Here is a 22,299-nt window from a genome sequence, read left to right on the forward strand (position 1 = left end):
ATGTCTCTTATTAAACGTTGTTCTGAGGATTAAAAGCCGGCCGCGGTGCCTTCACGCCGCGGATCGGCCACGCCTTCCAGGCCATCAGCCTTTATTTCAATAGCATGGATGCCGGAATTTAAATCCTGCACCTTAACCTGATAACCCATTTTTTCCAGCACAGGCGCTAACGTCGCCAGCGGCGTACCTGCCTCCAGCGCCAGATAATCATTACGGTGGGTAAAGCGCGGTAAGTTAATCGCCTGCTTCAGGTTTAACTGCCAGTCCAGCACGGCTACCAGATTCTGCGCCACATAATTAATAATCCGGCTGCCGCCGGGCGAACCGTTCAGTAGTTTCAGCTTGTTATCCTGATCAAATACCATCATTGGCGCCATTGAGCTGCGGGGGCGCTTGCCTCCTTCCACCCGGTTGGCGACCAGTTTGCCGTTAACCTCTGCCCGTAAACTGAAATCGGTAAGCTGGTTATTCAGTAAATAACCGTTCACCATCAGCCCGGAACCAAACACATTTTCAATGCTGGTAGTCATGCTAACCGCATTGCCGTATTGATCAACCACCGATAAATGGCTGGTATTTGCAAACTCTATCGCTTCGGCATCCGCCAGCGCTTCGGCGCCGGCCGGTATACCAGCGCTAACCCCTGCCAGATTCCGGCTGGGATCAATCAGTTTTGCCCGACGCGCCAGATAAGCCGGGTCCAGCAGCCCTGCTACCGGTACCGGGCTATAATCAGCATCTGCCAGAAAACGCTCTCTGTCAGCAAACGCCAGCCTGGCCGCCTGACTAAGCAGATGCACAGCCTGCACAGAACCTGGCTGTAGCTGGTCAAGTTCAAACGCTGACAATATGCCCAGAATTTGCAGCACCGCAATACCGCCAGAGCTTGGCGGGGCCATACCGCATACCTGATACTGCCGGTAAGGCTGACACAGCACTTCACGTTCAACTGCCCGGTAGTCTCGCAAATCATCCAGCGACAGGCTGCCGGGGTTGGTTGCGGCAGTTTGCACCGCAGCCACCAGGTCTTCTGCATTCTTGCCCTGATAGAACGCACTGACGCCGTCTTTCGCAATAGCTCTGAGAATACCGGCATAAGCAGGATTAGTGATTTTTTCACCTGCCGTCAGCGCCTGGCCAGCCGGATAAAAGTAATCTTTGGCCGGCGCCAGGGTTTTTACGCCCTCATTCCAGCCCATAGCAAGATGTTTGGCCATCCGCGGCGTGACAGTGAAGCCCTGCTCAGCAGTGGTTATCGCATCATCAAACAAAGCTGGCCAGGGCAACATGCCGTATTGCTGATGCGCCTGAGCTAATGCCTGCAATACGCCAGGCACCCCAACCGATTTACCACCAACATAGGCTTCACGCCAGTCCAGCGGTTTACCGTTGTTACTGAACAAGTTGCCATCTGCTGCAGAGGGCGCAGTTTCCCGACCATCAAAACTGGTCAGACGTTGACCGGCCTTATGCCAGTGCAAAATAAAAGCGCCACCGCCAATGCCTGAGCTTTGTGGTTCAACCAGACCAAGCATCAGCTGGGTGGCAATTGCGGCATCTATAGCGCTACCGCCTTTTGCCAGTATACGTTGCCCCGCTGCCACTGCCAGCGGATGCGCTGCTGCCACCATGGCCTGTTTACTGCGAACCAGCTGCTGCTCGGTTAAACCGGTAGCGGCTTCCGGCTCGCGGATTTCCTGTTTTGGCGGCGAATTGACAGCCGCAGCCTGACTGCTCAGCAACAAACTGATATTAATTAAAAACAGATAAAACAGCTTCATATCGTGCTCTCGTTACATGCAGCTTTACACCCTAACCAGAAGCGTCAGCCAGATCAAGCAGCTTCAGTGTCTTCTGCTAACGCGAACCAAAATACCACTTGATATCACAGCCAAATTAGTTTGGGATAGCGCTACTTTTAACGGTAAATATCATTGATTTATTTGAAGGGGTTCATCCTGGCAGCTATGCAGACTTTATTTGATTTTAACCGCGGCTACCTGCCCTTTTGCAGCTTGCTGTTACTGGCGATGTTGCTGTTTGTTTTACCACAACCGCTGCAGCAGTTATTTGCTTATCAGCGAGCGGAGCTGGCGGGCGGTGAGCTCTGGCGGTTATTCAGTGGCCATTTGCTGCACTCCAATTTGTACCATTTGCTGCTCAATGGCGGGGGCTTGCTGATTATTATGTTGCTGCATGCCGGTTATCAGCGCCAGCTCTCACTGCTGTGGCAGGTTTTAATTAGTGCGCTATTCATTAGCGGTCTGATTTACTGGTTTAATCCGGAAATCCAGCACTATGTTGGTTTATCCGGTATATTGCATAGCTTACTGTTTTTTGGGGCACTGCTGGATATTAAAACCAAAAAAACCGGCGGTATCTTACTCACCCTCGGCATTCTGGCAAAAATTGGCTACGAGCAATATCAGGGGCCGGATGCCGAATTAGGCCAGCTAATCAGCGCAACCGTTGCCATTGAGGCACATTTATACGGGGTAATAAGTGGTGCGTTACTGTTTGCCCTGGTTCTGCTCAAGCCGCGCGCGGGCCTGCGCTACCACTGCTTTAAATAAGTGACGCTGGCGGCGCAGAAAAATAAGAAACTCCGGATGCCATTGTACCCCCAGCACAAAATCGCGGCCCGGATCTTCCACCGCCTGCACAATATTGTCCAGATCACGACCGACAACCTGTAAATTATCTCCCAGCTTATCAATTGCCTGATTATGTAAGCTGTTAATCCGGGCTTTTTCACACTGAAAAATCCGTTTTAAACCAGATGCGGGATCGGCCAGACACAGTGTTTTCAGGGGCAATACGGTCCAGCGATGTGAGGTATGCCGGCGCTGCTCGGTCAGTTGCTGAAATAAACTGCCGCCACGACTGACATTTAACAGCTGGGCGCCGCGACAAATTCCCAGCAGTGGTAACGTCTGAGCTTCTGCCTTTTTAATGACTGCCATTTCCAGCTCATCGCGCGCCGCGTCATACTTAGGATGCACTTCAGCCTTGGCCGCATACAGCACCGGGTCAATATCATGGCCACCGGTGATCACCACACCATCAAATAATTTGGCATCAACCTTATCTGACGGCCTTATCTGCAGTGGCTTGCCGCCATACCAACGCACCGCCAGCGCCACCAGAAACCGAGGCCCGAATGCGCCACGCTCGGGGCCCGTTATCGCAATTACCGGTTTAGCCATTGTTTTTCCACCTTGCTTACCCAGGAGGCACTGGTACTGCTCAGAGAAGACAGATGCTGCCGATATGCTGTCATACACCGGGCTAAGCGTTTGTGGTCTGCAGCAAGCGATTCAACTTCAGCCCAGCCATCCCAGGCATGTTGCAAACTCCAGGCTTTGCGATGAATTTCACAACTTGGCAGCCGGTAATGAAAGGCAGGCCGTGCTTTAATTAATTTATCATCTGTTACGGCTCTGACGCGTTTTTTGTCTAAATGCAGAAAGAGCGGCAAGCAATCCAACGCGCGGTTACGGGTAGGATTAAATTCAAGATAATCGTCTATCAGTTCACTCAGTGCCGGCTGATACTCTTTATTAGTAATTTTTCGCTGATAAGCCTTTGGATAGGGCTCAATAAAAGAGGTCAGACTGCGGACAACATCGATATGCTCACGCTGGCGTAACCAGTCCTGCAGACAAACAAATGCCTGAATAATCCGCAGCAGCGTTGTTACGTCAGTGGAGGGTATTTCAGGGTTAAATTGTAGTCCAAACGCGTACTGCAACGATTCAGACGAGCCTTTGGCACCGTGCTGATGCAAAAGCGCGACCAAATCAGTAACTTCACTCAGCCGTGCAAAGGGTAACGGCGGCGTCACTAATTCCAGTGGCACCACTTTTTTAGCCACCGCGGCCAGCATCGTTTCCAGCGACTCCTGCAGGTTGTCCGTTAATGAGTCAGTATCAAACTTTTGCTCACCCATTTTTGTAAGCCGCTGAAAATCAAGTTCAATCAGCCAGTCGCCGGCCTTATCACCGGTTATTCTGTAACGGTAGCGGCCATCCTCTTCAACGCTCAGCTGCAGCTGCTTTGCAATTAACTGGGTGACATCGGCAAGTTCCAGACCACTGAATTCTATTTCGATACCAAAGCGCCGTGCATTGCCAGCGTAACTGGTTTGCCAGGGTAAGGCTTGTAATTGGGACGAACAGGACAAAACCACCTCGCATTCAGTCATTTAGTTTAGCCTAAGGCAGCGGCCAGGCCTTGTCAAATACGCGGTCTGATGCAGCAATCACTGCTACTTTAGGTTAAACTACTGACGAACCTGTACAGGAAGGGGTTGTTTTGAAAACTATTTTTCACTCAAGCTGGCCGCTGTTTCTTGGCGTTGCGATTGTTGGCATGACTACCGGACTGCAGAATACCTTATTGTCTTTGCGGGCCGAACTGGAAGGTTTTGCCAGTGTCAGTATTGGCTTGATGCTGGCCGGTTATTTTATAGGTTTTTTACTGGGATCTATCCGGGCGCCGAAAATGATTATGCGGGTCGGCCATATCCGCGCCTTCGCAGCACTGGCGGCAATGGCATCAATCAGCATTCTGCTGCATGCGATCTGGGTTAACACCTATGCCTGGTTTGTTTTAAGGTTGCTGTCCGGTTTCTGCTTTTCCGCCATTTTTGTTATTGCTGAAAGCTGGGTAAACGATAAAGCCGATAATCAGAACCGCGGCACCCTCTTATCAATCTATGTTTCGATGTTATTTGGTGGTATTGGCCTGGGCCAGTTTTTAATTACCGTTGGTGATCCCCGCGATTTTGTTCAGTTTACCCTGGTATCGGTGCTGATCAGCGCGGCGGTGATCCCACTGCTGATTACCAAAACCCCGGCCCCCACTTTTCAGCAGGCCGAGAAAATGCCGGTCCGTCAGCTGCTGAAAATGGTACCGCTTGGTGTACTGGGCTGTTTTATTCTGCAGTTTGGTTATGCTTCGATGTTTGGCTTTGGCCCGGTCTATTTCTCCCGCCTGGGTTTGTCGCTGCTGCATATCGCCAGCCTGATGGCGATATTTATCTTCGGCTGTCTGTGTATGCAGTTTCAGTTAGGTAAGTTATCTGATCGCTTCGATCGTAAACTGATTATGACAGTATGTGGGTTTGGCGCCAGTATCATTGCAATGTGGCTGGCGCAACTGACCGCAGCCAGTGGCTGGCAGCTGTATTTAGCCTGCTATATTTTCGGCGCCCTGTTTTTGCCGCTGTACTCGATGGCTATCGCCCACACTAATGATCATCTGGCCAAACGGCAAATGGTAGCAGCCAGCAGTGTGTTAATCCGGGCTAATGGTTTGGGCGCAATTGGTGGTTTACTGTTATCGGGTGTGTTACTGGATAAGTTTGGCAGTGCCGTGTTTTTCTACTTCATTGGGTTGTTGCCCGCTGTCGTTGCGCTGATGGCATTTTACCACTACTGCTTCCGGCGTCACACCAGCCAGCGGCCTCATTCCAATGCGGTTTCACCCACCCAGGTAACTCAGACCATGATAAATAACGCGTTAAATGATGATTAGCCGGTGGCGTATTGCAATTTTGCGCTCAGCCCGTTAGCTTAATGTTATTCAGGCAGTAGATAGCTGTAATTGTCTTGGTAAAAAGAGAAACTATGTTTAGACAGATTTTATGTTGTGTTGCAGCACTTTTGCTCAGCCTTCGTTGTTCTGTAGCGGCTGAAATTAGCAACAGCGCTGTACCGCTGGCACCAGTTCAAAAGGTGTTTCGTCTGTCTCCCGACAATGATCTCAGCCAGGGCAATGTTTTTAAACTGGCATTAGACCCTTATAATAAACTCTGGCTTGCCAATGAAGATGGTTTGGACACTTTTGATGGTTACAGAGTCAATCCCATCCGTTTCGGCTTACTCGCTGAGACCACCTTAATCGAGGACTTTCTGTTTATCCAGCCTGACATCGTACAGATCGCCTCTGCCACTCATGGCTTGCTGCAAATTAACTTAACTAATCATAGCATTAGTGAACTGCAGCAAATTGACCACAATCTGGCCGACAAATACAGTCAGATGATTTATCTTATCCGCCAGAACAATAAAGGCACTTTACTGTATGCCAACTTTAGTGAGGTTTTTAAACGGCAGAACGAACAGCTGACAAGCATATTTACCTTACCTGACAGTAATGTTATCCAGCACTATATCCGCGACGTATTGCAAGTAGGCGACCATATTTATATTGCGAGCAATAAACAGTTATGGCAGCTGAATATCAGCAGTGGTGAGAAACAGCAAATTCGGTATCTGGCAGCTGGTAGTACTGCAGATCAAGGTGATAGCAAGGCTTTATATGCAGATGATCAATTTTTGTATGTGGGCACGGTCTCGGGTTTACAGCGGATCAGACTGGATCAACTTAATCAAACCAGCAATAGCAAAACATTAGCCACATCCAGCGAACTCATCCTGGCTAATACTAATATCTGGGCAATAAAGCCAGCGCAGCAAGGAGGCGTATTGCTGGCAACCGGAAGCGGTTTATTGCACTTAGCAGATGATTTAACTATCAACACGCTGTTTCAGCCCTCCCGCACCGCTCAACCACACTACGACGATACTATTTTAGACGCAATCCAGGATCAGTACGGCAACTACTGGCTGGCCACCCGGGGCGATGGCGCTTATTACTGGCAACCAGAGCAGCAACGGTTTACCAACATTGGTGCTACTGAACAATTGAGCCATCCTGTCATTTTCAGTTTGCTTAGTGACGACAAGTTACTGTGGGCAGGCAGTCAGAACGGCTTAAACAGAATTACTCTGCCAGACAATAATGTCAGTAGTTATCTGCTTGAAACAGACCCCAACAGTGTGTTCTCCGAGGCTACCATTTATCATATTCTGCCAGGGGCTGAAAATCGGCTCTGGTTAATGACTGCAGACAATATCCGGCTGTTCAACAGTCAGACACTCCGTGAAGTACCTCCTGAAAACCCGCAAGTTGCAGCGCAATTGTCGGAAGTTCCCTATAGTATGGCGGCGGATAAACAGGGCAATTTATACCTGCAAAATGCCAACGGCTTCTACCAGATCAGGGCTGATGGCAGTGCGATGCAGCCGTTAACCGTGTTAAACGAAGCTGCTCGTAACGTGAGTTACAGCAATATTTACGCCATTGACCCACAACTGAGTAATACCCTTATTGTCACTTTTGATGCCGCAGTCTGGCGCTACAATATTGAGACCAGCAAGCTTATGCTGTTGTATCAGCTGCCAGCAGGAATGCAACGTGAATCAAGTCAGCTGGAAAGTATTGTGGTAAATGGCGACAGCTTATGGTTGCTGTTTTACCAACAGGCTCTGGTTGAGCTTGACCGCAAAACACTGGCCGTAAAACAGCAGAAATTTACCGATGAACTGCCCGCTTATTCTTTATATGCCATGCAATCTGATAGCTATGGTTATTTGTGGTTAAGTAGTCACCAGGGGTTATGGCGCTATAACCGTCAGGCCGATAATTTCCAGCAATATACTGTGTTAGATGGCCTGGCAACCAACGAATTTAACGGTATGGTAAGCGCAAAGCTGGCGGACGGCCGGCTGGCATTTGGCTCCATGAAGGGACTAACGTTGTTTGCACCCGACCAGTTTATTCTGCAACAGGCTAAGACCCCCACACTGGCTGTCAGTCATCTCAGCCTGATGTCCCGACAACTGCCAGACTTATTACAACCAGCAAACAATATCCGCCTGGAACTTGATCATCAGGATTACGGGCTTCAAATTCATTTATCCACCTTTAGCTATAAACAGCAGCAGCAAAGTCAATACCGCTTTGAGCTGAGCGGGCCTTCAGCTATTCCCGCTTTCAGCAGCAGGCAGCCAACCTTGTTGCTGCCACAGTTAAAAGCCGGCCGGCACTTACTGAAGGTAACCGCCTTTGACCCGATAACTGAACATTCTACTGAGCCAGCGTTTGTCGAGATTATCGTTAAACCGGCCCCCTGGTTAAGCAACCTGGCCAGATTTTTTTATTTGCTTCTAGTTGTGTCTGCTATTGGCTACTGGCTTCACCGGCGCCGGCAGCAACGCCAGTTACTGCTGAATCATAATCAGCAATTGCAGCAATCAGAACAACGCTTAAAGCTGGCGCTGGATACTGCCGACAGCAATATTTGGCAATGGCAGGCTGACACTGACCGGATAGTCCACGAGGCCAGGTTGTCGTTACTGGGGTTTAAGCAGGCAGGGAACGGTATTGCTATTCATGACTATCTGACCCTGATCCATCCGGATGATGTCAGCGATTATCAGCGAAGCTGGCAGCAGCTGGCAGAGCAGCAAACCGAAAAGCTGGATCTGACTTACCGGGTAAAAGATCAACAGGGAAAATGGTTATGGTTTAAAGATGTCGGCAAAGTAACTCAGTCAGGTAAAACCAATGCCCGACAAATAACTGGCATTTATACAAATATTACAGCCAGTAAGCTCACCGAACATGCCCTGGCTAAACTGACACACCATGACAGTTTAACCGGCTTGCCGAACCGAAAGATGCTGCTGACTTTGCTACATGAAAAACTGCAGCCGCAGACTATGTTGGCAGTATGCTTTATCGATTTAAACCGGTTTAAGCAAATAAACGACTCTTACGGTCATGAAGCTGGCAATCAGGTGTTGCAGGTTATTGCTGGCCGTTTACAAAGCTTGCAGCGTGCTGATGATTTGCTGGCACACCTGGGTGGTGATGAGTTTGTTCTGGTATTAACCCTGGATCAAACAGAGCAACTGGCAGACCTTCTGCAACGCGTACTGTACCAACTCGAACAATCTATAAAACTGGGAAATGGCCTGCTAAGCATCAGCTGTAGTATCGGAGTAAGCCGCTACCCGGCAGACAGTATCAAGGCGGCAGAATTGTTAAAGCAAGCCGACATTGCTATGTACCATGCCAAAAATCAGAGCCATCAGCCGTTTCTGCTGTATCAGGCTACAATGCAGCAGCAAGCTTTGCATAATCTGACCCTGGAACACCAGCTCAAACAGGCACTGGCATGCCAGCAACTGCAGAATTACTATCAACCGGTGGTAGATATCAACAGTGGCAAAGTGGTCAGTATTGAAATGCTGCTGCGCTGGAATAACAACGGCACCATGATACCGCCAGACCAGTTTATATTACTGGCCGAAAAGTTGGGGCTGATTGCTCAGTTAACCTGGCAATCCTTACGCCAGGCTATAACTGACTTACAACACCTCGATGAGGCCGGCCATTCCCTTGATTTATCAATAAATTTATCCGCAGTACAACTATGCACTGCTAACTTAGCTAACCAACTACAAAACTTGTTTTCGGCGCAGCCGGCACTGTTACCCAGGATCAAGCTGGAAATTACTGAAAGCGCTATTATGACTAACCGTAAACTGGCGATAGACACCATGCATCAGCTAAAGGCCGCTGGTTTTAGTTTGTATCTGGACGATTTTGGTACCGGCTATTCGTCGCTGACATATTTGCAGGAATTCCCAATAGATTTAATAAAAATTGACCGGCGTTTTATCCGCGATTTAATTCCGACAAAACCTCATGCCATTTTGGATACCATTTTGACTCTTGCAAAAAATCTGGAACTTGATTGTATTGCTGAGGGCGTCGAAACGACAGATCAATTAAATTATCTGCAGCAACGGGATTGTCAGCTCATTCAGGGCTATTTATTTGCCAAACCCATGCCCGTCGAGCTCCTTAGCCATTATCTGGAAAATGATCGGCACACTATTGCTGCCATACTGCAGCTTCTGCGCTAAAGCGCCACACCAGGTAGCTGGCGTATTCGGCAATCAGTTTGCTGTACAGATCAAAATTGCTGAGATTAACGGTGAACATGCAGTTCCAGCTGCAATTAAGCGGTCGGAAAGTCTGGCTGCTAACGGTACTCAGCCCGGCATTCAGCTGATGATATTCAATTAATTTGCTTACCCGCCAGCCATGAAAATCGCTGGTAATAAATTGCAACCGTTGCCGCTTTGATAAGCGCTGACTCAAACTGCTGAACTCCTGATAAGTGTTGTCACCACCATCAAAGCAATCAAGCACCAGCGGCTGTGACTGCTGGCTTAACAGATAGTCCTGATAGGGCTGACAGTAACGGGTAGTGATAATAACCGGTGCACTCTGCCCCCCCAGAATTTGTCCCAGCCGATCCAGTCTGGCCCGGGCGCAGGCCGGCAGCGCGTCAGCCGAGCCGCCACACCCCAGCATAATATAGGTACTGTTGCTTTGTGGCAGGCTGCTGCCGCCAATTTGGGCAGCATAGTGGCTGCGTACCATATTGGCAAAATAGGTATTGCCAGCCAGATAAAAAGCCAACAGTAACAACCACAGGCCTTTTTTCCGGTAAAAAAGACAAGCCACCAACAGAGCATAAAGGAAAATATTCTGTGGATACAAAAAGGGTTCAAGCAGATCTTTCATCAGGCCCCCGCGCCATAGTTGCGTTAGCAGCAGTAGTTGGTGTCAGCAGATAAGGATTAAACACTGCAGCATTGAGCACCGCCCAGGGTAACCACAGCATACCAGAGGTTATAACATGTCCTGCCAGCATCGCCACCCCAAGCAACAACAGGTTAAGCAACAATACCGTGCTGGCCAGCGGATGGCTGCCTAGCTGGCGGTAGCAGCTGTAAAAAAAACGGCCAAATGTCAGACTGAAAATCAGCCCGCCAGCCAGACCGTAAAACACCAGTAAATCGAACAGATCTATTTCAATAAAATATTTTTTCAACAGTACACTGACCCCGGCAATACCTACCCCAAATACCCGATGAAGCAGCTGATAGTGCTGCTCGGTCTGCTGCCAGATAACCGATAAATATAAGTCTCTGGATGAAAGCAAAATGCCCGCCACCCCGCGCTGCTGATAGGCATAAGCCAGCTTATCGTATAAGCCGGCAGCCCTTAGTAATGGCTCGGCATACCAGATCAGCAGTAGCAAACTGCAGAGCGTGAGCAACAGACCAGTTAACAGTGGCCTTTTGAATTGCCGGTAAAACCCGGGCTTTGCTGTCAGAAAGGGTATCATCGTCACAAGCAACAAGCTGCCAAGCAAGCCGGTTTTGGTCAGCAACAAGCCGGCACAGCCAACTGTTAACAGGCTAACTAACAAATAGCGCATTTTGTTCGCCGGCCAGCTGCGCCACAATAACCAGCAGCTGACAACCAGCAATACCACGGCAAGCTCGTTGGTTGAATAGAAAAAGCCTTTTACCCCTAAAAATGGCTGGGCGACATTATCCATTGGCTGATAGGCGGTGTAGCCAAAGCCGAGCAAGCCCAATGTCAGGTTCAGCACGACAATGCTGTAACTGAGCAACATCAACCTATCTGTCATCGCCAGCAAAGCCAGCGGGTATCGCCGGCAAAACTGCAGCAAAAAACTGAACGCCAGCAGCGGGGCCAAAGCTTTAAGCAGCAATGGCAGTTCTCTGGCAATAAAGTGCAGCACGGTTTGCCCGCTGAGGGCCGGAATCGTCAGATAGCTGTAAACCGGCCCGCTTAGCCCCAATAGCAGCAGGCCAAGCAGCAATAACAGGTTTTTATTACGCCACAATATCAGTTGCCATATCAGCAGACCCAGCAACAGCCCTTTAAACATCAGCGACCAGGGCAATTCGCCAGCGGTGTGTTGCAGTGCACCGCTGATGCTGTCTGTCAGCAGAAACCAGGGCGCCAGATAAAACAGCAGAAATGCCGGCCAGCTGCCTGCCGCCAGCCTGGGCATATCGGGTATCCGCTGAGAAAAGGTTAAGTTCGCTAACAGAGCTGGCCGCATTACTTTTTAAATAACCCCGCCAGCCCTTTGCTGAATAAGCGGATCCGCATACTGCTTAACCAGGCCATTTTTTGCTTCAGATAATAGCGCCACTTCAATTTTGCCAGACCAAAGCGGCACTGCCGGATCAGCTCCAGCAAACTCAGTGGCCGCTTTTCCATCATCAGCCGGTAAAACATCTGGTTTTGTAAGTTACGCTCACTCATCAGCGACCGGTGCTTGGCGACAAATTGCTTGTGTGCATCCAGTCGTTTTGGCGAGTTAGTGATCCGGCCTAGTTCATGACCGACATTGACCTTATAACTGGCATCGCTTATTCGTCTGGCCGGCCCGAAAGCCGCCACCACCCTAACCCACATATCGTAATCCTGAAATGCCGCCAGGGCTTCATCGAACCCCTGCAGTTGCAACATTCGCTCCCGGTTAACCAGTGCCTGATTTGATAACGTATGCAAATCAAGCAAGCTGCTTAGGGTTACTGTTTCATCCCAGGCAAACAAGGTTTTCTGTACGCTGCCATAATCCCAGATGTAACCAGAGCAGACGCAGCTGTACTGCGGATCGTACGCCCGGTAAAGACTACTGAGCCGATGGGGTAAAAATTCATCGTCATCGTCAATACCGGTCACAAAGTCGCCTTTTGCTTCTTTTATTGCCCGGTTACGCGCAGCACAGGCGCCTTTACCTTCGGCTTGCCGGAAAAACCGTACCCGTTCTTCCTTAACGTACTTATTGGTCAGGCTCTGCCAGGTATCATCAGTAGAAGCATCATCAACTACCAGCAGCTCCAGGTTGGGATAATCCTGAGCCAGCACCGAATCAATCGCCCGGCATGCCATCGCCACCCGGTTATAGGTTGGCATATACACACTGATTAATGGCCAGTCTTGTTGTGAATTCATGCTTGTCATCCTGTTACACTTTACCAGTCCAATACCACCACAGATAACGCATCAAGCCGAGTTGGCGGCCAATCCGGCTCGGTTGCAGTACCAGCCGGTAGGCCCACTCCAGGTTCAGTTTACACCACAGTGCCGGTGCCCGTTTCACATTCCCGGTATAAACATCGTAGGTGCCGCCCACGCCCATGTAAAAACAGTCGGGGTGGGCCTGTTGCAGACGCTGGATAAGCAACTCTTGCCTGGGTGATCCCATGGCCACACTGACAATTCTCGGGTTAGCATGCTGAAGCTGGGTAATCAACGCCGCTTCATCGCTGAAATAGCCATCGACCGCCCCCACCAGCTTAGTGCCGGCTGCCAGCAACTTTTCGCGGGTTTGGTTCAGCACTTCGGGCCTGGCGCCGATAATAAATACCGGCACCTGATAGCTGACGGCACGCAACATCAACGCCTGCCACAGCTCACAGCCGGGGATCCTCGCAACAGGTCGGCCCAGCCGCCGGCGCATGGCCTTTACCACGCCGATACCATCGGCGTAACGTATATCAGCCGCTTCTATTACCGCACGCAACTGCGGGTTGTGACTGGCAGCCAGCACTTTTTCCGGATTAATGGCGATGGCAGAGCCGGCATATACCGGACCGTCTGCGGGTACAATGTACTGCAGCAAGGCTGCCATATCTTTAAAAGCAGCAACCTCTATCACGCCCACTTTTACCTGCTGTGGCATTGCAGTTTGCGTCACTTCTGACATAACTTACATTTCCTGATAAATATCAATAAGTTTAGCAGCAACATCACTCACCAGACATTGCTCTGCCCGCGCTCTTGCTGCCAGCTGCATTTGCCGGTACCGCTCGGCAGGTAGTTGCCAGATTTTGGTTAAAGCGTGTTGCAATTCTGCAATAAGCTGCTGTTCATTCAACGGGGTCTGTTCACTGTTCTGAGCCACCAGATACCCGTTCACACCGTTTTGCAACTGTGCTGCCGCACCATCGGTAAAAGTGGCAACGACCGGGGTGTAACATGCCATGGCTTCGGCCATAACCAACCCAAAGGATTCATAGCGCGACAGGCTGATAAAACATCGGGCCTGCTGATATAATATTGCCAGTTCACTGGCTGTTTGCGGACCCGCTAACCGGATATCAGCATAGGGCGCCGTCGCGTCAGTTAACTGCTGCTGCAGCGGGCCGGTACCAGCGATCACCACTTTCCGGCCCTGTAAAAATGGCAATAAAGCGATTAACCGATCAATGCCTTTATTATGGTCCAGGCTGCCAACAAAAAGTAAGTCTGTTGATTTGTTGCTGAACTCAAGCTGAGTTACCGCGGCAAAGCTATCGGCAATACCGGCCGACAGCACGGAACTATTTGGGCTTGGCAGACAAAAACGGTTTTGCAGCGCGGCACTGGTGAAAATCCAGTGTTGCACTTTAGCGGCACACCAACGATACCAGAATCCGGGGGGCTGATATTTATAAATGTCACTGCCATGACAGGTGACAATAATTTTGGCAGCAGGATTACGCAGCGCCTTATACAGCAATGCCAGCCAGATGGTCGGATAAAAAAAGTGCACGTGCAGAATGTGGTATTTCTGGCGGCTCAGCAGGAAGCGCCAGATAAAGTCGGCCAAAAATACCGGATATTTCAATAACCGGTTCAGCCGTGAGTCAGTATGCCAACGCATAAAATGGTAGCCGGGTTTAAGCGCAGCGAGCGCAGCTACCTGCTGTCGGACAAATAAACCCTGAAACGGTGCAGCCGGTTTCGGGCCCATATTGGTAATAATTAATACACGGGGTGTGCTATTCAAGGTTTTGCTGTCCAAAAGCCGGTATTCCTGACTACAATAGGCGTAATGCCTATTAAAAACACTTAGTTTATAGTTAATTAGCTTAAATTAACCCGTTAAGCATGTACTAAACCAGATTATAAACCGATTGCAGCTGACGACAGGCTGAATAGCACAGATACGGAACAAACATGCCGATAACTGAAACATCATACAGTGCAATGATGGCGATCGCCGTAAGCTTACTCGCTATCCTGCTGTTGCGGCCACTGGCTCCCAAACTGGGCTTGCTGGACATTCCGCAGGGCCGCAAGCAGCACAGCGGCGCTGTACCCTTAATTGGTGGCCTGGCAATATACCTGACGCTGTTGCTGGTGTTGGCAAATCATATCTCATCAGACATTACCCTTGGCTATTATCTGGCCTGCGCCGCGGCTATCGTTATATTAGGCGCTTTTGATGACGCGCTGGATTTAAGTGTGAAATTACGGTTGGCGGTGCAGCTGCTGGTTGGCCTTGCGATGATTTATAGCCTTGATTTGCATATTAATAATCTGGGAAACATCTTTGGATTAGGCACAGTTGAACTAGGTATTTTCGGTATTCCGTTTACTCTGCTGGCCGTTATTGCCGCTATTAATGCCTTTAATATGACCGATGGCATAGATGGCCTGGCCGGTTTACTCAGTGTGGTCAGCATTGGCAGTATCGCCGTGTTTATGCTGCTGTGGGGGCAACCGGCACAAGCTTTACTACCGCTGGTGTTTATTGCCGCCTTGCTGCCCTACCTCGCTTTTAATCTGGGCTGGATTAAAAATAAGAAAATTTTTATGGGTGACGCCGGCAGCATGTTAATTGGCTTGTCAGTGATCTGGCTGTTGCTGATAAGCACCCAAAGTGAAACGGCCAGTTTCCGGCCGGTTACGGCACTGTGGTTAATCGCTATCCCGCTTATGGATATGGTCGCTATTATGTTACGGCGGATATTAAAAGGTCAGTCACCATTTCAGGCCGATCGGGAACATTTGCATCATATATCACTGCGGCTGGGACTGAACTCGCGTGAATCACTGATTTTAATTACAGCGCTGGCGTGGGTGTTTGCCTGTATTGGCATTATCGGCGAGTACTTGCTGGTGCCGGACGTCGCCATGTTGTTACTGTTTTTTCTGGTGTTTGCCCTGTACATCGGCCTGTTGCAAAATATCTGGCGGATTATTTCAGCTATTCGTCACAACATTGCCAACCGGCGCTAATCATGACTTTCTTAATTACATCCGCCTTGAGTACCTTATGCTGAAAAAAATCTTAGTCGCCAGAGCAACCGCTATGCTGGGAGACCGGCTGGTTAAGCTACTGGCGGCGGCAGTGTTAACCATTTTTGTGGCCCGGGTTTTAGGCGCTAGTGAGCTTGGTATCTATTCGATTGTCATGGCCTGGAGTGCATTTTTAGTGCCGCTAACCAGCATGGGCCTGAATAACAATGTGGTAAGGCGCATGGTACAGCAACAAGATGCACAGCAAGCGATGACCCTGTTATACAGCGCCGTTACTGTCCGGCTGGCATTGGGCTTGTTTGGCGGCAGCCTGATGCTGCTGGGGTTTTATCTGCTGTACCCTGATATGTTCAGAGGCAATACTGCTGTTGCTATTCCGGTGCTGTTTCTGTTGCAAAGTTTTTTTGGCTTACTGCTGTTTGAATTTTATCTGAACTATCAGGGCACATTTCGCAGCACTGCCTACCTTAAAACCACAATAACCCTGTTCAGTTTTGCCGCCAAACTGGCGTTACTGTACAGCGGCTTTGGTATTGCCAGTTTACTATTAATAACCGGCATTGAGTTTATGCTGGTGGGAATGGGTCAATATCTGCTGTACCGCTACAAACAACAACCTTTTATACCGGGTGAAGCCCGTTGGCCACCTTACCATCCCCGCTGGTTCAGCGCGGCGCAAATAACGCCGCTGTTAAAACGCTCCAGTTGGTTGTGGCTGTCGGGCATTGTCGCCGTAGTCTATCTGAAGATTGATATTATTATGCTCGGTGCGATGACCAGTACAGAACAAGCAGGTGTATATGCGGCCGCCAGCAGGCTTTCAGAATTGTGGTATGTATTTCCGGCCACACTCGCCACCCGCTACTATCCGGATATGCTAAAAGCGTATCAGCAGGGGCTGACACCCTATTACCTGAAACTACGGCGATTCGCCCTGTTGTTTTTCAGTGCAGCGTTCAGCATTGCCCTGTTGATGACGCTGGCAGCGCCCTGGTTAATCAGCCTGCTGTTTGGCGACGATTTCAGTGCGGCAATTGCAGTACTGCGGATCCATATCTGGGCCGGTTGTTTTATCTTTGTCCGTTACCTGATCAGCCAGCACCTGGTCATTACAGAGCAGGAGCCTTTGTCACTGCTTAGCCATGGCGTGGGTGCCCTGCTGAATATCGGGCTTAATCTCTGGCTGATACCAACGATGGGTATTCTTGGCGCTGCGTGGGCAACTCTGGTTTCTTATGCTTTCGCGTCCTTTTTCTTTTTATTTATCTTCGCCAGTACCCGCAAACAGCTATGGCAGCTTATTACCGCGCGTAAAACTGGCCATCATTAAAGGATTTTATATGAGCAAGCCACTGTTGGTTGAAATTAAAGGGGTTCAGTTTCGCAATAAAGGCGCCTATCTGATGTTACTGGCCTGCCTTGATGGGTTGAAAAGCCTGCCAGACTATCAGTTAGTTTTATCACCCGGCCCCAATTTACCCTATCCGGAGCGGGCGCGGCTCGGTGCCTGGCAAAAACTGGCCTTCAGACGCAAAGGTATCGACTTAACGGGCCTGATTGCCAGGTTACCCGCTGCGGTGCAACGTCTGTTTCAACGCTATGGCATGGTTACCGAGCGCGATGTGGATATTGTGCTGGAAGCGAGTGGTTTTGCCTATGGCGATCAGTGGCCATTACAGTTTTTGCAAAATACCGCCAAAGAAGTAAAACGTTTTGCTGCCGCCGGCAAACCCTTTATTTTTATGCCGCAAGCCTTCGGCCCTTTTGCCAGCGAGCAAAGTAAAACAGCCATGCGTGACATTATTGAGCATGCCAGACTAATTTTTGTCAGGGATCCGGTGTCATTAAGCCACCTGCAAAGTTGTGTTAACCCGCTGCCGGCAAATGTGGTGCTGACCCCCGACTTTACCGTGGGTTTGACGCCGCAAGCCAATCATGAAATTCCCGATATAGTAAAACCCTATGCTGCGCTTATTCCAAATTCTAAAGTGGTGTCAAAATACAATCATGCGGACGCTGAAGCAATGCGGGCAAGTTATGTCAGCGCTTTTGCCGCAGCGGCAGATAAGCTGACTGTGCTGGGCTACCAGGTAATACTGGTGAATCATGAAGGGCGGGAAGATGCAGAGCTTTGCGCTGAAATCGCCAAATTATCACCTTGCGGCTTAGTACAAATTGAAGACCCATTGGCGGTTAAAGCCTTTATCGGTGGCGCTGAGCTTGTTATCAGTTCACGTTTTCATGGCGCAGTAAACGCCTTAAGCCAAGGGGTACCCTGCATTGCAACCAGCTGGAGCCATAAGTACCACGCGATGATGAGTGATTTTGCTATGGCTGATTTTTGCGTTGAAGAACTCACTGCAGATAGTCTGTGTCTGGCGATTGACTTGCTGCTGGCCAGTAAGGCCGACATTCTGCCGCAACTGGCAGAACGCGCCGCTCAGCTTAAAGAGCGCAATCAGCAAATGTGGCAACAACTGCATCAACATTTAACGCCGGCAAAACAGCGCTGAGCGGTTAGTCACCATTGCGGCCAAAGTGGATAGCAACGCAAAGCGTGTTGTCCACTTTTTCGGGGCCGCCACACATTTCATCATAAGCAGACTGGTGCACCAGAAATGCCTGACGCACGACACATTCAGTCAGGGCCTGTTTTACTTCTTCAACACTGTGAAATTGCTGCGGCCGGTTACTATCATCAACAATAAACCCTTTGCGGCTGTCAAACACAACTTCCACCAGATATATGCCCATTTCTAACGAATGGATACTTATCTCATCAATCCGGACTTCCTGCCGGTTTAAATGGGCTAGACGATGGTAATGCATGGCATGGCTCCCCTGTTCGTTGTTAATAATGTTTATCAGATCTGGCCATTTGTCATACGCAGCGAATTGATCAACAGATTATTTTTTAAACTGGCTGGCAAACAAATACAGCACTGGATCAGCCAGGCGTCGGTATATTGATTACTTTACCTGCACCTTAAATTAACGCTACTATCAGCAACATTGTTATATTTTGCGATCCTCCATCGCCTCTGAGTACTGCCATGGATGCCAGTTTTTTTCGTTGTAAGCAGGTTCTCGTTGTTGAAGACAGTGCCCCCGTGCGTGCATCGGTTAAAGGCATGTTGCAACAAATGGGCTTTGAAGCTATTCATTTAAGCCGTGATGCCAACGATGCGCTGACCCGCTGCCACGACATTCCTTATGACTTTATTTTGTGTGACTTCAATCTTGGCGATGGAAAAGACGGTTATCAGCTGTTCGAAACCCTGAAACAGCAGGCACTGATGCCGCCGTTATGTTGCTTTATTATTATCAGCGCCGAAAGTCAGCGGCAGCTGGTGCATGGTGTTATTGAGCTCCAGCCCGACGACTATATTCTGAAACCTTTTACCTTTCCTATTTTAAATGAACGCCTGATCCGGGCTGTGAAGCAAAAAATTGCCCTGAGAAAAGTATATTTAAATCTGTTTGAAAATAACTATGCCGGAGCAATAAAAGAATGCGACGGTGTGGTCAGGACTAAACCCGAGTTTGCCTATCAGGCGCTGCGGATTAAAGGTGAGTTGTTGCTGAAAACCGGCCAGTACCAGCAAGCCGAGCACTTTTATAAAAGTGTGTTAGCAGATAAAGCACTGCCATGGGCCCGGCTTGGCGCCGCTATTGCCGCTTTTTATCTGGAAAGATGGGATGATACTGAATTACAACTGGCTGATTTAACCCAGTATGAAATCACCAAAGTTGAAGCACTGGATTGGTTGTCGCACCTGATGGTCAAATATGACCGCTATGAGGCTGCCCAGCAGACTTTATATCAGGCGGTACTGCTGTCCCCTAAAAATATTAAACGCCAGCGCACTCTCAGCAATCTGAATGTGATTATCGGCGATAAGGAAGCCGCCGCCAGGATCAATGGCAAGCTGGTGGCCGCCGCCCGCTATTCGGTTGAAGAGTCAGCCGAAAACTATCTGAACCATGCCCGCAGTTTAATTGACGTTGCGTACAGCAAAAACCCACTGGAGCGCACTATTCTTCTGCAAAATGCCAGTCAGTTACTCGACAATGTAAGCAAACGATTTGCCGATACAGACTGGCAAAAAGCAATAAATGTGGTCCGCAGCCGGATCCTGGCTGCTAAAGGTTTGTTAATTGAAGCCCGCCAGCCATTGCTGGACAATGGCGTTGCCGACAAGGCAGAAAAAATCACCATCGACAGCTGTATGGACGCTGCCAAAGCTTATTTTGAACTGGGCGACATTCATAGCAGTCAGTTTTATATCGATAAACTGGCGGGCTATTTAGTTAACGATGATTATCTGACAGAAACCCAGAAAATCATGCTGAAGATGGAAAAGTTCCGCCACGAAGAGTTAAAGGCAACCATTAAACAAATCAGCGGTGAAGCCGCCGACGCCTATGAGAATGGTTTTTTTATTCAGGCGGTCAGTCTGTTCTGTGAAACCTTTGACCATATGCCCACCAATACCATTATTGCTCAAAATATTCTGCAAACCGCCAGCAAATGTGAGCAGCTACCCGAAAAATATCTGCGCTACTGCAAGCAGGCCATTAAGTTACTGAAGTCTTCTGTGCTGGAGACATCCAGTCAGGTGAAGTTTAAACACTACGTGAGCTTGCTGTGCAAGAACTACCCACAGCTTGTAGTCCGTACTCGCAGACCTAAAGCAAATAGTTAGTCACGTCCAGCTGCTTGCAGATTCAGTGTTTGTATTAGTATAGCTTGCCATTGAATCCGAATTGCAGCTGAACGCTTGTTGAATTTCTTTCATATTCTGTCTGTAACATATACAGTCCATTTGCCACCCTGGCCAATCCCGGTTGCTTCAACCCTCCGACAGTAATACCTGAACCAACGATTAACGAGCTGGCAAAATTCTTGCTTTATTCAAACAGCAATAACCAAACAAGCGAAGATGCGATGCTGTTGCAGCAAATGTGATTTCAGAACCTTCGCAGCGCTGCCACTGGTCTTCGCCCGGATCCTGGTTCATTGATGAAACCTATGGAGGTGTGAAAATGAAATTCACAACTAAATACTCAACATTAGTTAAAACCGGTTGTGCCTTTGGTTTTGCCAGCGCACTGGCTTTGTCCCTGCCTTCGCAGGCTAATCCCGTCAAAAATAAGACTGATGGCAGTTGGGTAGCGCTCAGCGGCCAGGTAGTTACCCATACGCCCAGTCAATTCACCCTTGATTACGGCGAAGGCACTATTTTAGTGGAAACTGACGATTGGGATAGTCTTGGTGACGGCTGGGCTATAAGTGAGGGCGATAAAGTAACCGTTTACGGCTTGGTGGATGACGGCTTTTATCAAACAAAACGGATTGAAGCAGGCAGTGTCTATATTGAAGACTCAAGCACTATGGTTACAGCGCCTTCCAACGCCGATGAAGAAGCAGCACCGGTAACATATACCTATTTCAGTGTCCCGGCCGATTACGACTTGCAGCTGGCTGGTACCGTCACGTCTGTTTCCGGCCGCAATTTCACCATTGATACCGGTAAACGTAAAGTCACTGTCAATACGCTGGGCATGGACTATAACCCGGTAGATAACATCGGGGTACAGCAAATTAAAAAGGGCGATTTTGTCAGTGTAACCGGCGACTTAAACCTTAATATGTTTGAAAACGCTCTGATCAATGCAGAAACGATTGTTTCATACAACTAACGCCTCTTGCCGGTGAGAGCTCTAAGTCTGACTGGTATTTGCGGACCCGGCTCGCCGGGTTCCCAGCTGCAGCACAGTGATGTCAGACAACACATTTTGGAGGAATAACGATGAATAGTTCAGTCAGCAGCAAATATCTGCTGCATACAGCCATTGCCCTGGGGTTGGCAGCAACACTGTTGCTGCCATTGCAGGCAGCAGAATCGCTGAGAGGCGAGCCAAAAGGCAGCTGGGTAGCCCTTAGCGGCCAGGTAGTATCACACACTGACGACTCATTTATACTCGACTTTGGTGATGGCTTTGTCACTGTTAATACGGATAACTGGGATACTGTCGGTGACAGTTGGGCAGTCAGCGATGGTGATAACGTTACCGTTTATGGCCTGGTAGAAGCAGGTTTTTATCAGAATAAGGTGATCAATGCAGGTAGCATCTATGTGGAAGATGCCAGCACCATGGTGTCAGCACCAGTAACGGATCAGCAGAATATGGCCGATAGCTATACCTATTTTACCGTTCCAGCTGACTACGATTTGCAGGTTGCCGGTACCGTAACGTCAGTAACCGATCGCAAATTTACAATAGATTCCGGTAGCCGCAAAGTCACGATAGACACCATACGCCTGGGCTATAACCCACTGGATAACCAGGGATTACAGCAAATAAAGAAAGGCGACTTTGTCAGTGTCCGCGGTGAGCTAAAACGCAGTATATTCGATAATGCTGCCGTTATCGCCGAAAGCATTGTCACTTACAATTAAAGCAGTCTGGCCAGAGGTAACAAAGATCACAGTGAGCTGTGGTCGTCGTTAC

Annotated in this window: 18 protein-coding genes; 9 read left to right on the forward strand and 9 right to left on the reverse strand. The window is 49.2% G+C overall.

Going from position 1 to position 22,299, the window contains the following annotated elements; translation table 11 throughout:
- Positions 1 to 29: 29 nt before the first annotated feature.
- Positions 30 to 1,781 carry a gamma-glutamyltransferase gene (gene ggt, locus R3187_RS00710; RefSeq protein ID WP_318964780.1) on the reverse strand — a complete coding sequence of 584 codons (1,752 nt, stop codon included), beginning with the start codon at positions 1,779 to 1,781 and terminating at the stop codon, positions 30 to 32.
- Between the two features lie 186 nt (positions 1,782 to 1,967).
- Here ggt and rrtA point away from each other — a divergent pair, with 186 nt between their 5' ends.
- A complete protein-coding gene (gene rrtA, locus R3187_RS00715; protein ID WP_318964781.1) occupies positions 1,968 to 2,573 on the forward strand; it encodes a rhombosortase in 606 nt (201 codons plus the stop codon).
- Here the strand turns inward: rrtA and R3187_RS00720 are convergent.
- Positions 2,511 to 3,206 carry a gamma-glutamyl-gamma-aminobutyrate hydrolase family protein gene (locus R3187_RS00720; protein WP_318964782.1) on the reverse strand — a complete coding sequence of 232 codons (696 nt, stop codon included), beginning with the start codon at positions 3,204 to 3,206 and terminating at the stop codon, positions 2,511 to 2,513. The genes rrtA and R3187_RS00720 overlap by 63 nt on opposite strands.
- Complete coding sequence (locus R3187_RS00725) at positions 3,191 to 4,204, reverse strand: amidoligase family protein (protein ID WP_318964783.1); 1,014 nt, start codon at positions 4,202 to 4,204, stop codon at positions 3,191 to 3,193. Before R3187_RS00725 ends, R3187_RS00720 begins: the two co-directional genes overlap by 16 nt.
- A gap of 110 nt (positions 4,205 to 4,314) precedes the next feature.
- On the opposite strand from R3187_RS00725, the gene R3187_RS00730 reads away from it, so the two are divergent.
- Both R3187_RS00730 and R3187_RS00735 read left to right on the forward strand, forming a co-directional pair.
- Positions 4,315 to 5,538: an MFS transporter gene (locus R3187_RS00730; protein ID WP_318964784.1), complete on the forward strand. Its 1,224-nt coding sequence runs from the start codon at positions 4,315 to 4,317 to the stop codon at positions 5,536 to 5,538.
- 92 nt (positions 5,539 to 5,630) lie between these two features.
- A complete protein-coding gene (locus R3187_RS00735; protein ID WP_318964785.1) occupies positions 5,631 to 9,782 on the forward strand; it encodes an EAL domain-containing protein in 4,152 nt (1,383 codons plus the stop codon).
- Here the strand turns inward: R3187_RS00735 and R3187_RS00740 are convergent.
- Genes R3187_RS00740 through R3187_RS00760 form a run of 5 tightly spaced genes read right to left on the reverse strand, consistent with a single transcriptional unit; the run spans position 9,751 to position 14,542 of the window.
- Positions 9,751 to 10,449 (reverse strand): hypothetical protein, encoded by a 699-nt coding sequence (locus R3187_RS00740; protein ID WP_318964786.1) that lies wholly within the window; start codon positions 10,447 to 10,449, stop codon positions 9,751 to 9,753. The genes R3187_RS00735 and R3187_RS00740 overlap by 32 nt on opposite strands.
- On the reverse strand, positions 10,433 to 11,755 hold the full coding sequence (locus tag R3187_RS00745) for a hypothetical protein (protein WP_318964787.1): 1,323 nt from the start codon (positions 11,753 to 11,755) through the stop codon (positions 10,433 to 10,435). Before R3187_RS00745 ends, R3187_RS00740 begins: the two co-directional genes overlap by 17 nt.
- Before the next feature lie 50 nt (positions 11,756 to 11,805).
- The gene (locus R3187_RS00750; RefSeq protein WP_318964788.1) at positions 11,806 to 12,708 is read right to left on the reverse strand and encodes a glycosyltransferase; all 903 of its coding nucleotides are present in this window, start codon (positions 12,706 to 12,708) and stop codon (positions 11,806 to 11,808) included.
- Between the two features lie 13 nt (positions 12,709 to 12,721).
- Entirely contained in the window at positions 12,722 to 13,462 is a 741-nt protein-coding gene (locus R3187_RS00755; protein WP_318964789.1) for a WecB/TagA/CpsF family glycosyltransferase, read from the reverse strand.
- Between the two features lie 3 nt (positions 13,463 to 13,465).
- Positions 13,466 to 14,542 carry a glycosyltransferase family 4 protein gene (locus R3187_RS00760; protein WP_318964790.1) on the reverse strand — a complete coding sequence of 359 codons (1,077 nt, stop codon included), beginning with the start codon at positions 14,540 to 14,542 and terminating at the stop codon, positions 13,466 to 13,468.
- A gap of 155 nt (positions 14,543 to 14,697) precedes the next feature.
- Between R3187_RS00760 and wecA the strand changes: the two genes are divergently transcribed.
- From wecA to R3187_RS00775, 3 genes are read left to right on the forward strand one after another with little or no spacing between them, the layout of a single operon-like run.
- A complete protein-coding gene (gene wecA / locus R3187_RS00765) occupies positions 14,698 to 15,762 on the forward strand; it encodes a UDP-N-acetylglucosamine--undecaprenyl-phosphate N-acetylglucosaminephosphotransferase (RefSeq protein ID WP_318964791.1) in 1,065 nt (354 codons plus the stop codon).
- 37 nt (positions 15,763 to 15,799) lie between these two features.
- Positions 15,800 to 17,113, forward strand: coding sequence for a flippase (locus R3187_RS00770; protein ID WP_318964792.1), 1,314 nt, complete (start codon positions 15,800 to 15,802; stop codon positions 17,111 to 17,113).
- Between the two features lie 10 nt (positions 17,114 to 17,123).
- Positions 17,124 to 18,296 (forward strand): polysaccharide pyruvyl transferase family protein, encoded by a 1,173-nt coding sequence (locus R3187_RS00775; RefSeq protein WP_318964793.1) that lies wholly within the window; start codon positions 17,124 to 17,126, stop codon positions 18,294 to 18,296.
- A gap of 4 nt (positions 18,297 to 18,300) precedes the next feature.
- On the opposite strand, the gene R3187_RS00780 is transcribed toward R3187_RS00775, so the two are convergent.
- The gene (locus R3187_RS00780; RefSeq protein WP_318964794.1) at positions 18,301 to 18,612 is read right to left on the reverse strand and encodes a DUF6482 family protein; all 312 of its coding nucleotides are present in this window, start codon (positions 18,610 to 18,612) and stop codon (positions 18,301 to 18,303) included.
- 224 nt (positions 18,613 to 18,836) lie between these two features.
- On the opposite strand from R3187_RS00780, the gene R3187_RS00785 reads away from it, so the two are divergent.
- The 3 genes from R3187_RS00785 to R3187_RS00795 all read left to right on the forward strand — a co-directional run bounded on the left by R3187_RS00785 (position 18,837) and on the right by R3187_RS00795 (position 22,247).
- Entirely contained in the window at positions 18,837 to 20,489 is a 1,653-nt protein-coding gene (locus R3187_RS00785) for a response regulator (RefSeq protein WP_318964795.1), read from the forward strand.
- A gap of 340 nt (positions 20,490 to 20,829) precedes the next feature.
- Positions 20,830 to 21,486, forward strand: a complete 657-nt coding sequence (locus R3187_RS00790) for a DUF5666 domain-containing protein (protein WP_318964796.1) — start codon at positions 20,830 to 20,832, stop codon at positions 21,484 to 21,486.
- 110 nt (positions 21,487 to 21,596) lie between these two features.
- Positions 21,597 to 22,247 carry a hypothetical protein gene (locus R3187_RS00795; protein ID WP_318964797.1) on the forward strand — a complete coding sequence of 217 codons (651 nt, stop codon included), beginning with the start codon at positions 21,597 to 21,599 and terminating at the stop codon, positions 22,245 to 22,247.
- The last annotated feature ends 52 nt before the right edge of the window (positions 22,248 to 22,299 follow it).

It is taken from the genome of Arsukibacterium sp. (genome assembly GCF_033721375.1).
Taxonomy (GTDB): domain Bacteria; phylum Pseudomonadota; class Gammaproteobacteria; order Enterobacterales; family Alteromonadaceae; genus Alishewanella.

What these genes read in the sequence shown, in the direction of transcription:
- ggt (WP_318964780.1), bottom strand. Translation starts at nt 1,781, where the DNA reads ATGAAGCTGTTTTATCTGTTTTTAATTAATATCAGTTTGTTGCTGAGC.
- rrtA (WP_318964781.1), top strand. Translation starts at nt 1,968, where the DNA reads ATGCAGACTTTATTTGATTTTAACCGCGGCTACCTGCCCTTTTGCAGC.
- R3187_RS00720 (WP_318964782.1), bottom strand. Translation starts at nt 3,206, where the DNA reads ATGGCTAAACCGGTAATTGCGATAACGGGCCCCGAGCGTGGCGCATTC.
- R3187_RS00725 (WP_318964783.1), bottom strand. Translation starts at nt 4,204, where the DNA reads ATGACTGAATGCGAGGTGGTTTTGTCCTGTTCGTCCCAATTACAAGCC.
- R3187_RS00735 (WP_318964785.1), top strand. Translation starts at nt 5,631, where the DNA reads ATGTTTAGACAGATTTTATGTTGTGTTGCAGCACTTTTGCTCAGCCTT.
- R3187_RS00740 (WP_318964786.1), bottom strand. Translation starts at nt 10,449, where the DNA reads ATGAAAGATCTGCTTGAACCCTTTTTGTATCCACAGAATATTTTCCTT.
- R3187_RS00745 (WP_318964787.1), bottom strand. Translation starts at nt 11,755, where the DNA reads ATGCCCAGGCTGGCGGCAGGCAGCTGGCCGGCATTTCTGCTGTTTTAT.
- R3187_RS00750 (WP_318964788.1), bottom strand. Translation starts at nt 12,708, where the DNA reads ATGAATTCACAACAAGACTGGCCATTAATCAGTGTGTATATGCCAACC.
- R3187_RS00755 (WP_318964789.1), bottom strand. Translation starts at nt 13,462, where the DNA reads ATGTCAGAAGTGACGCAAACTGCAATGCCACAGCAGGTAAAAGTGGGC.
- wecA (WP_318964791.1), top strand. Translation starts at nt 14,698, where the DNA reads ATGCCGATAACTGAAACATCATACAGTGCAATGATGGCGATCGCCGTA.
- R3187_RS00770 (WP_318964792.1), top strand. Translation starts at nt 15,800, where the DNA reads ATGCTGAAAAAAATCTTAGTCGCCAGAGCAACCGCTATGCTGGGAGAC.
- R3187_RS00775 (WP_318964793.1), top strand. Translation starts at nt 17,124, where the DNA reads ATGAGCAAGCCACTGTTGGTTGAAATTAAAGGGGTTCAGTTTCGCAAT.
- R3187_RS00780 (WP_318964794.1), bottom strand. Translation starts at nt 18,612, where the DNA reads ATGCATTACCATCGTCTAGCCCATTTAAACCGGCAGGAAGTCCGGATT.
- R3187_RS00785 (WP_318964795.1), top strand. Translation starts at nt 18,837, where the DNA reads ATGGATGCCAGTTTTTTTCGTTGTAAGCAGGTTCTCGTTGTTGAAGAC.
- R3187_RS00790 (WP_318964796.1), top strand. Translation starts at nt 20,830, where the DNA reads ATGAAATTCACAACTAAATACTCAACATTAGTTAAAACCGGTTGTGCC.
- R3187_RS00795 (WP_318964797.1), top strand. Translation starts at nt 21,597, where the DNA reads ATGAATAGTTCAGTCAGCAGCAAATATCTGCTGCATACAGCCATTGCC.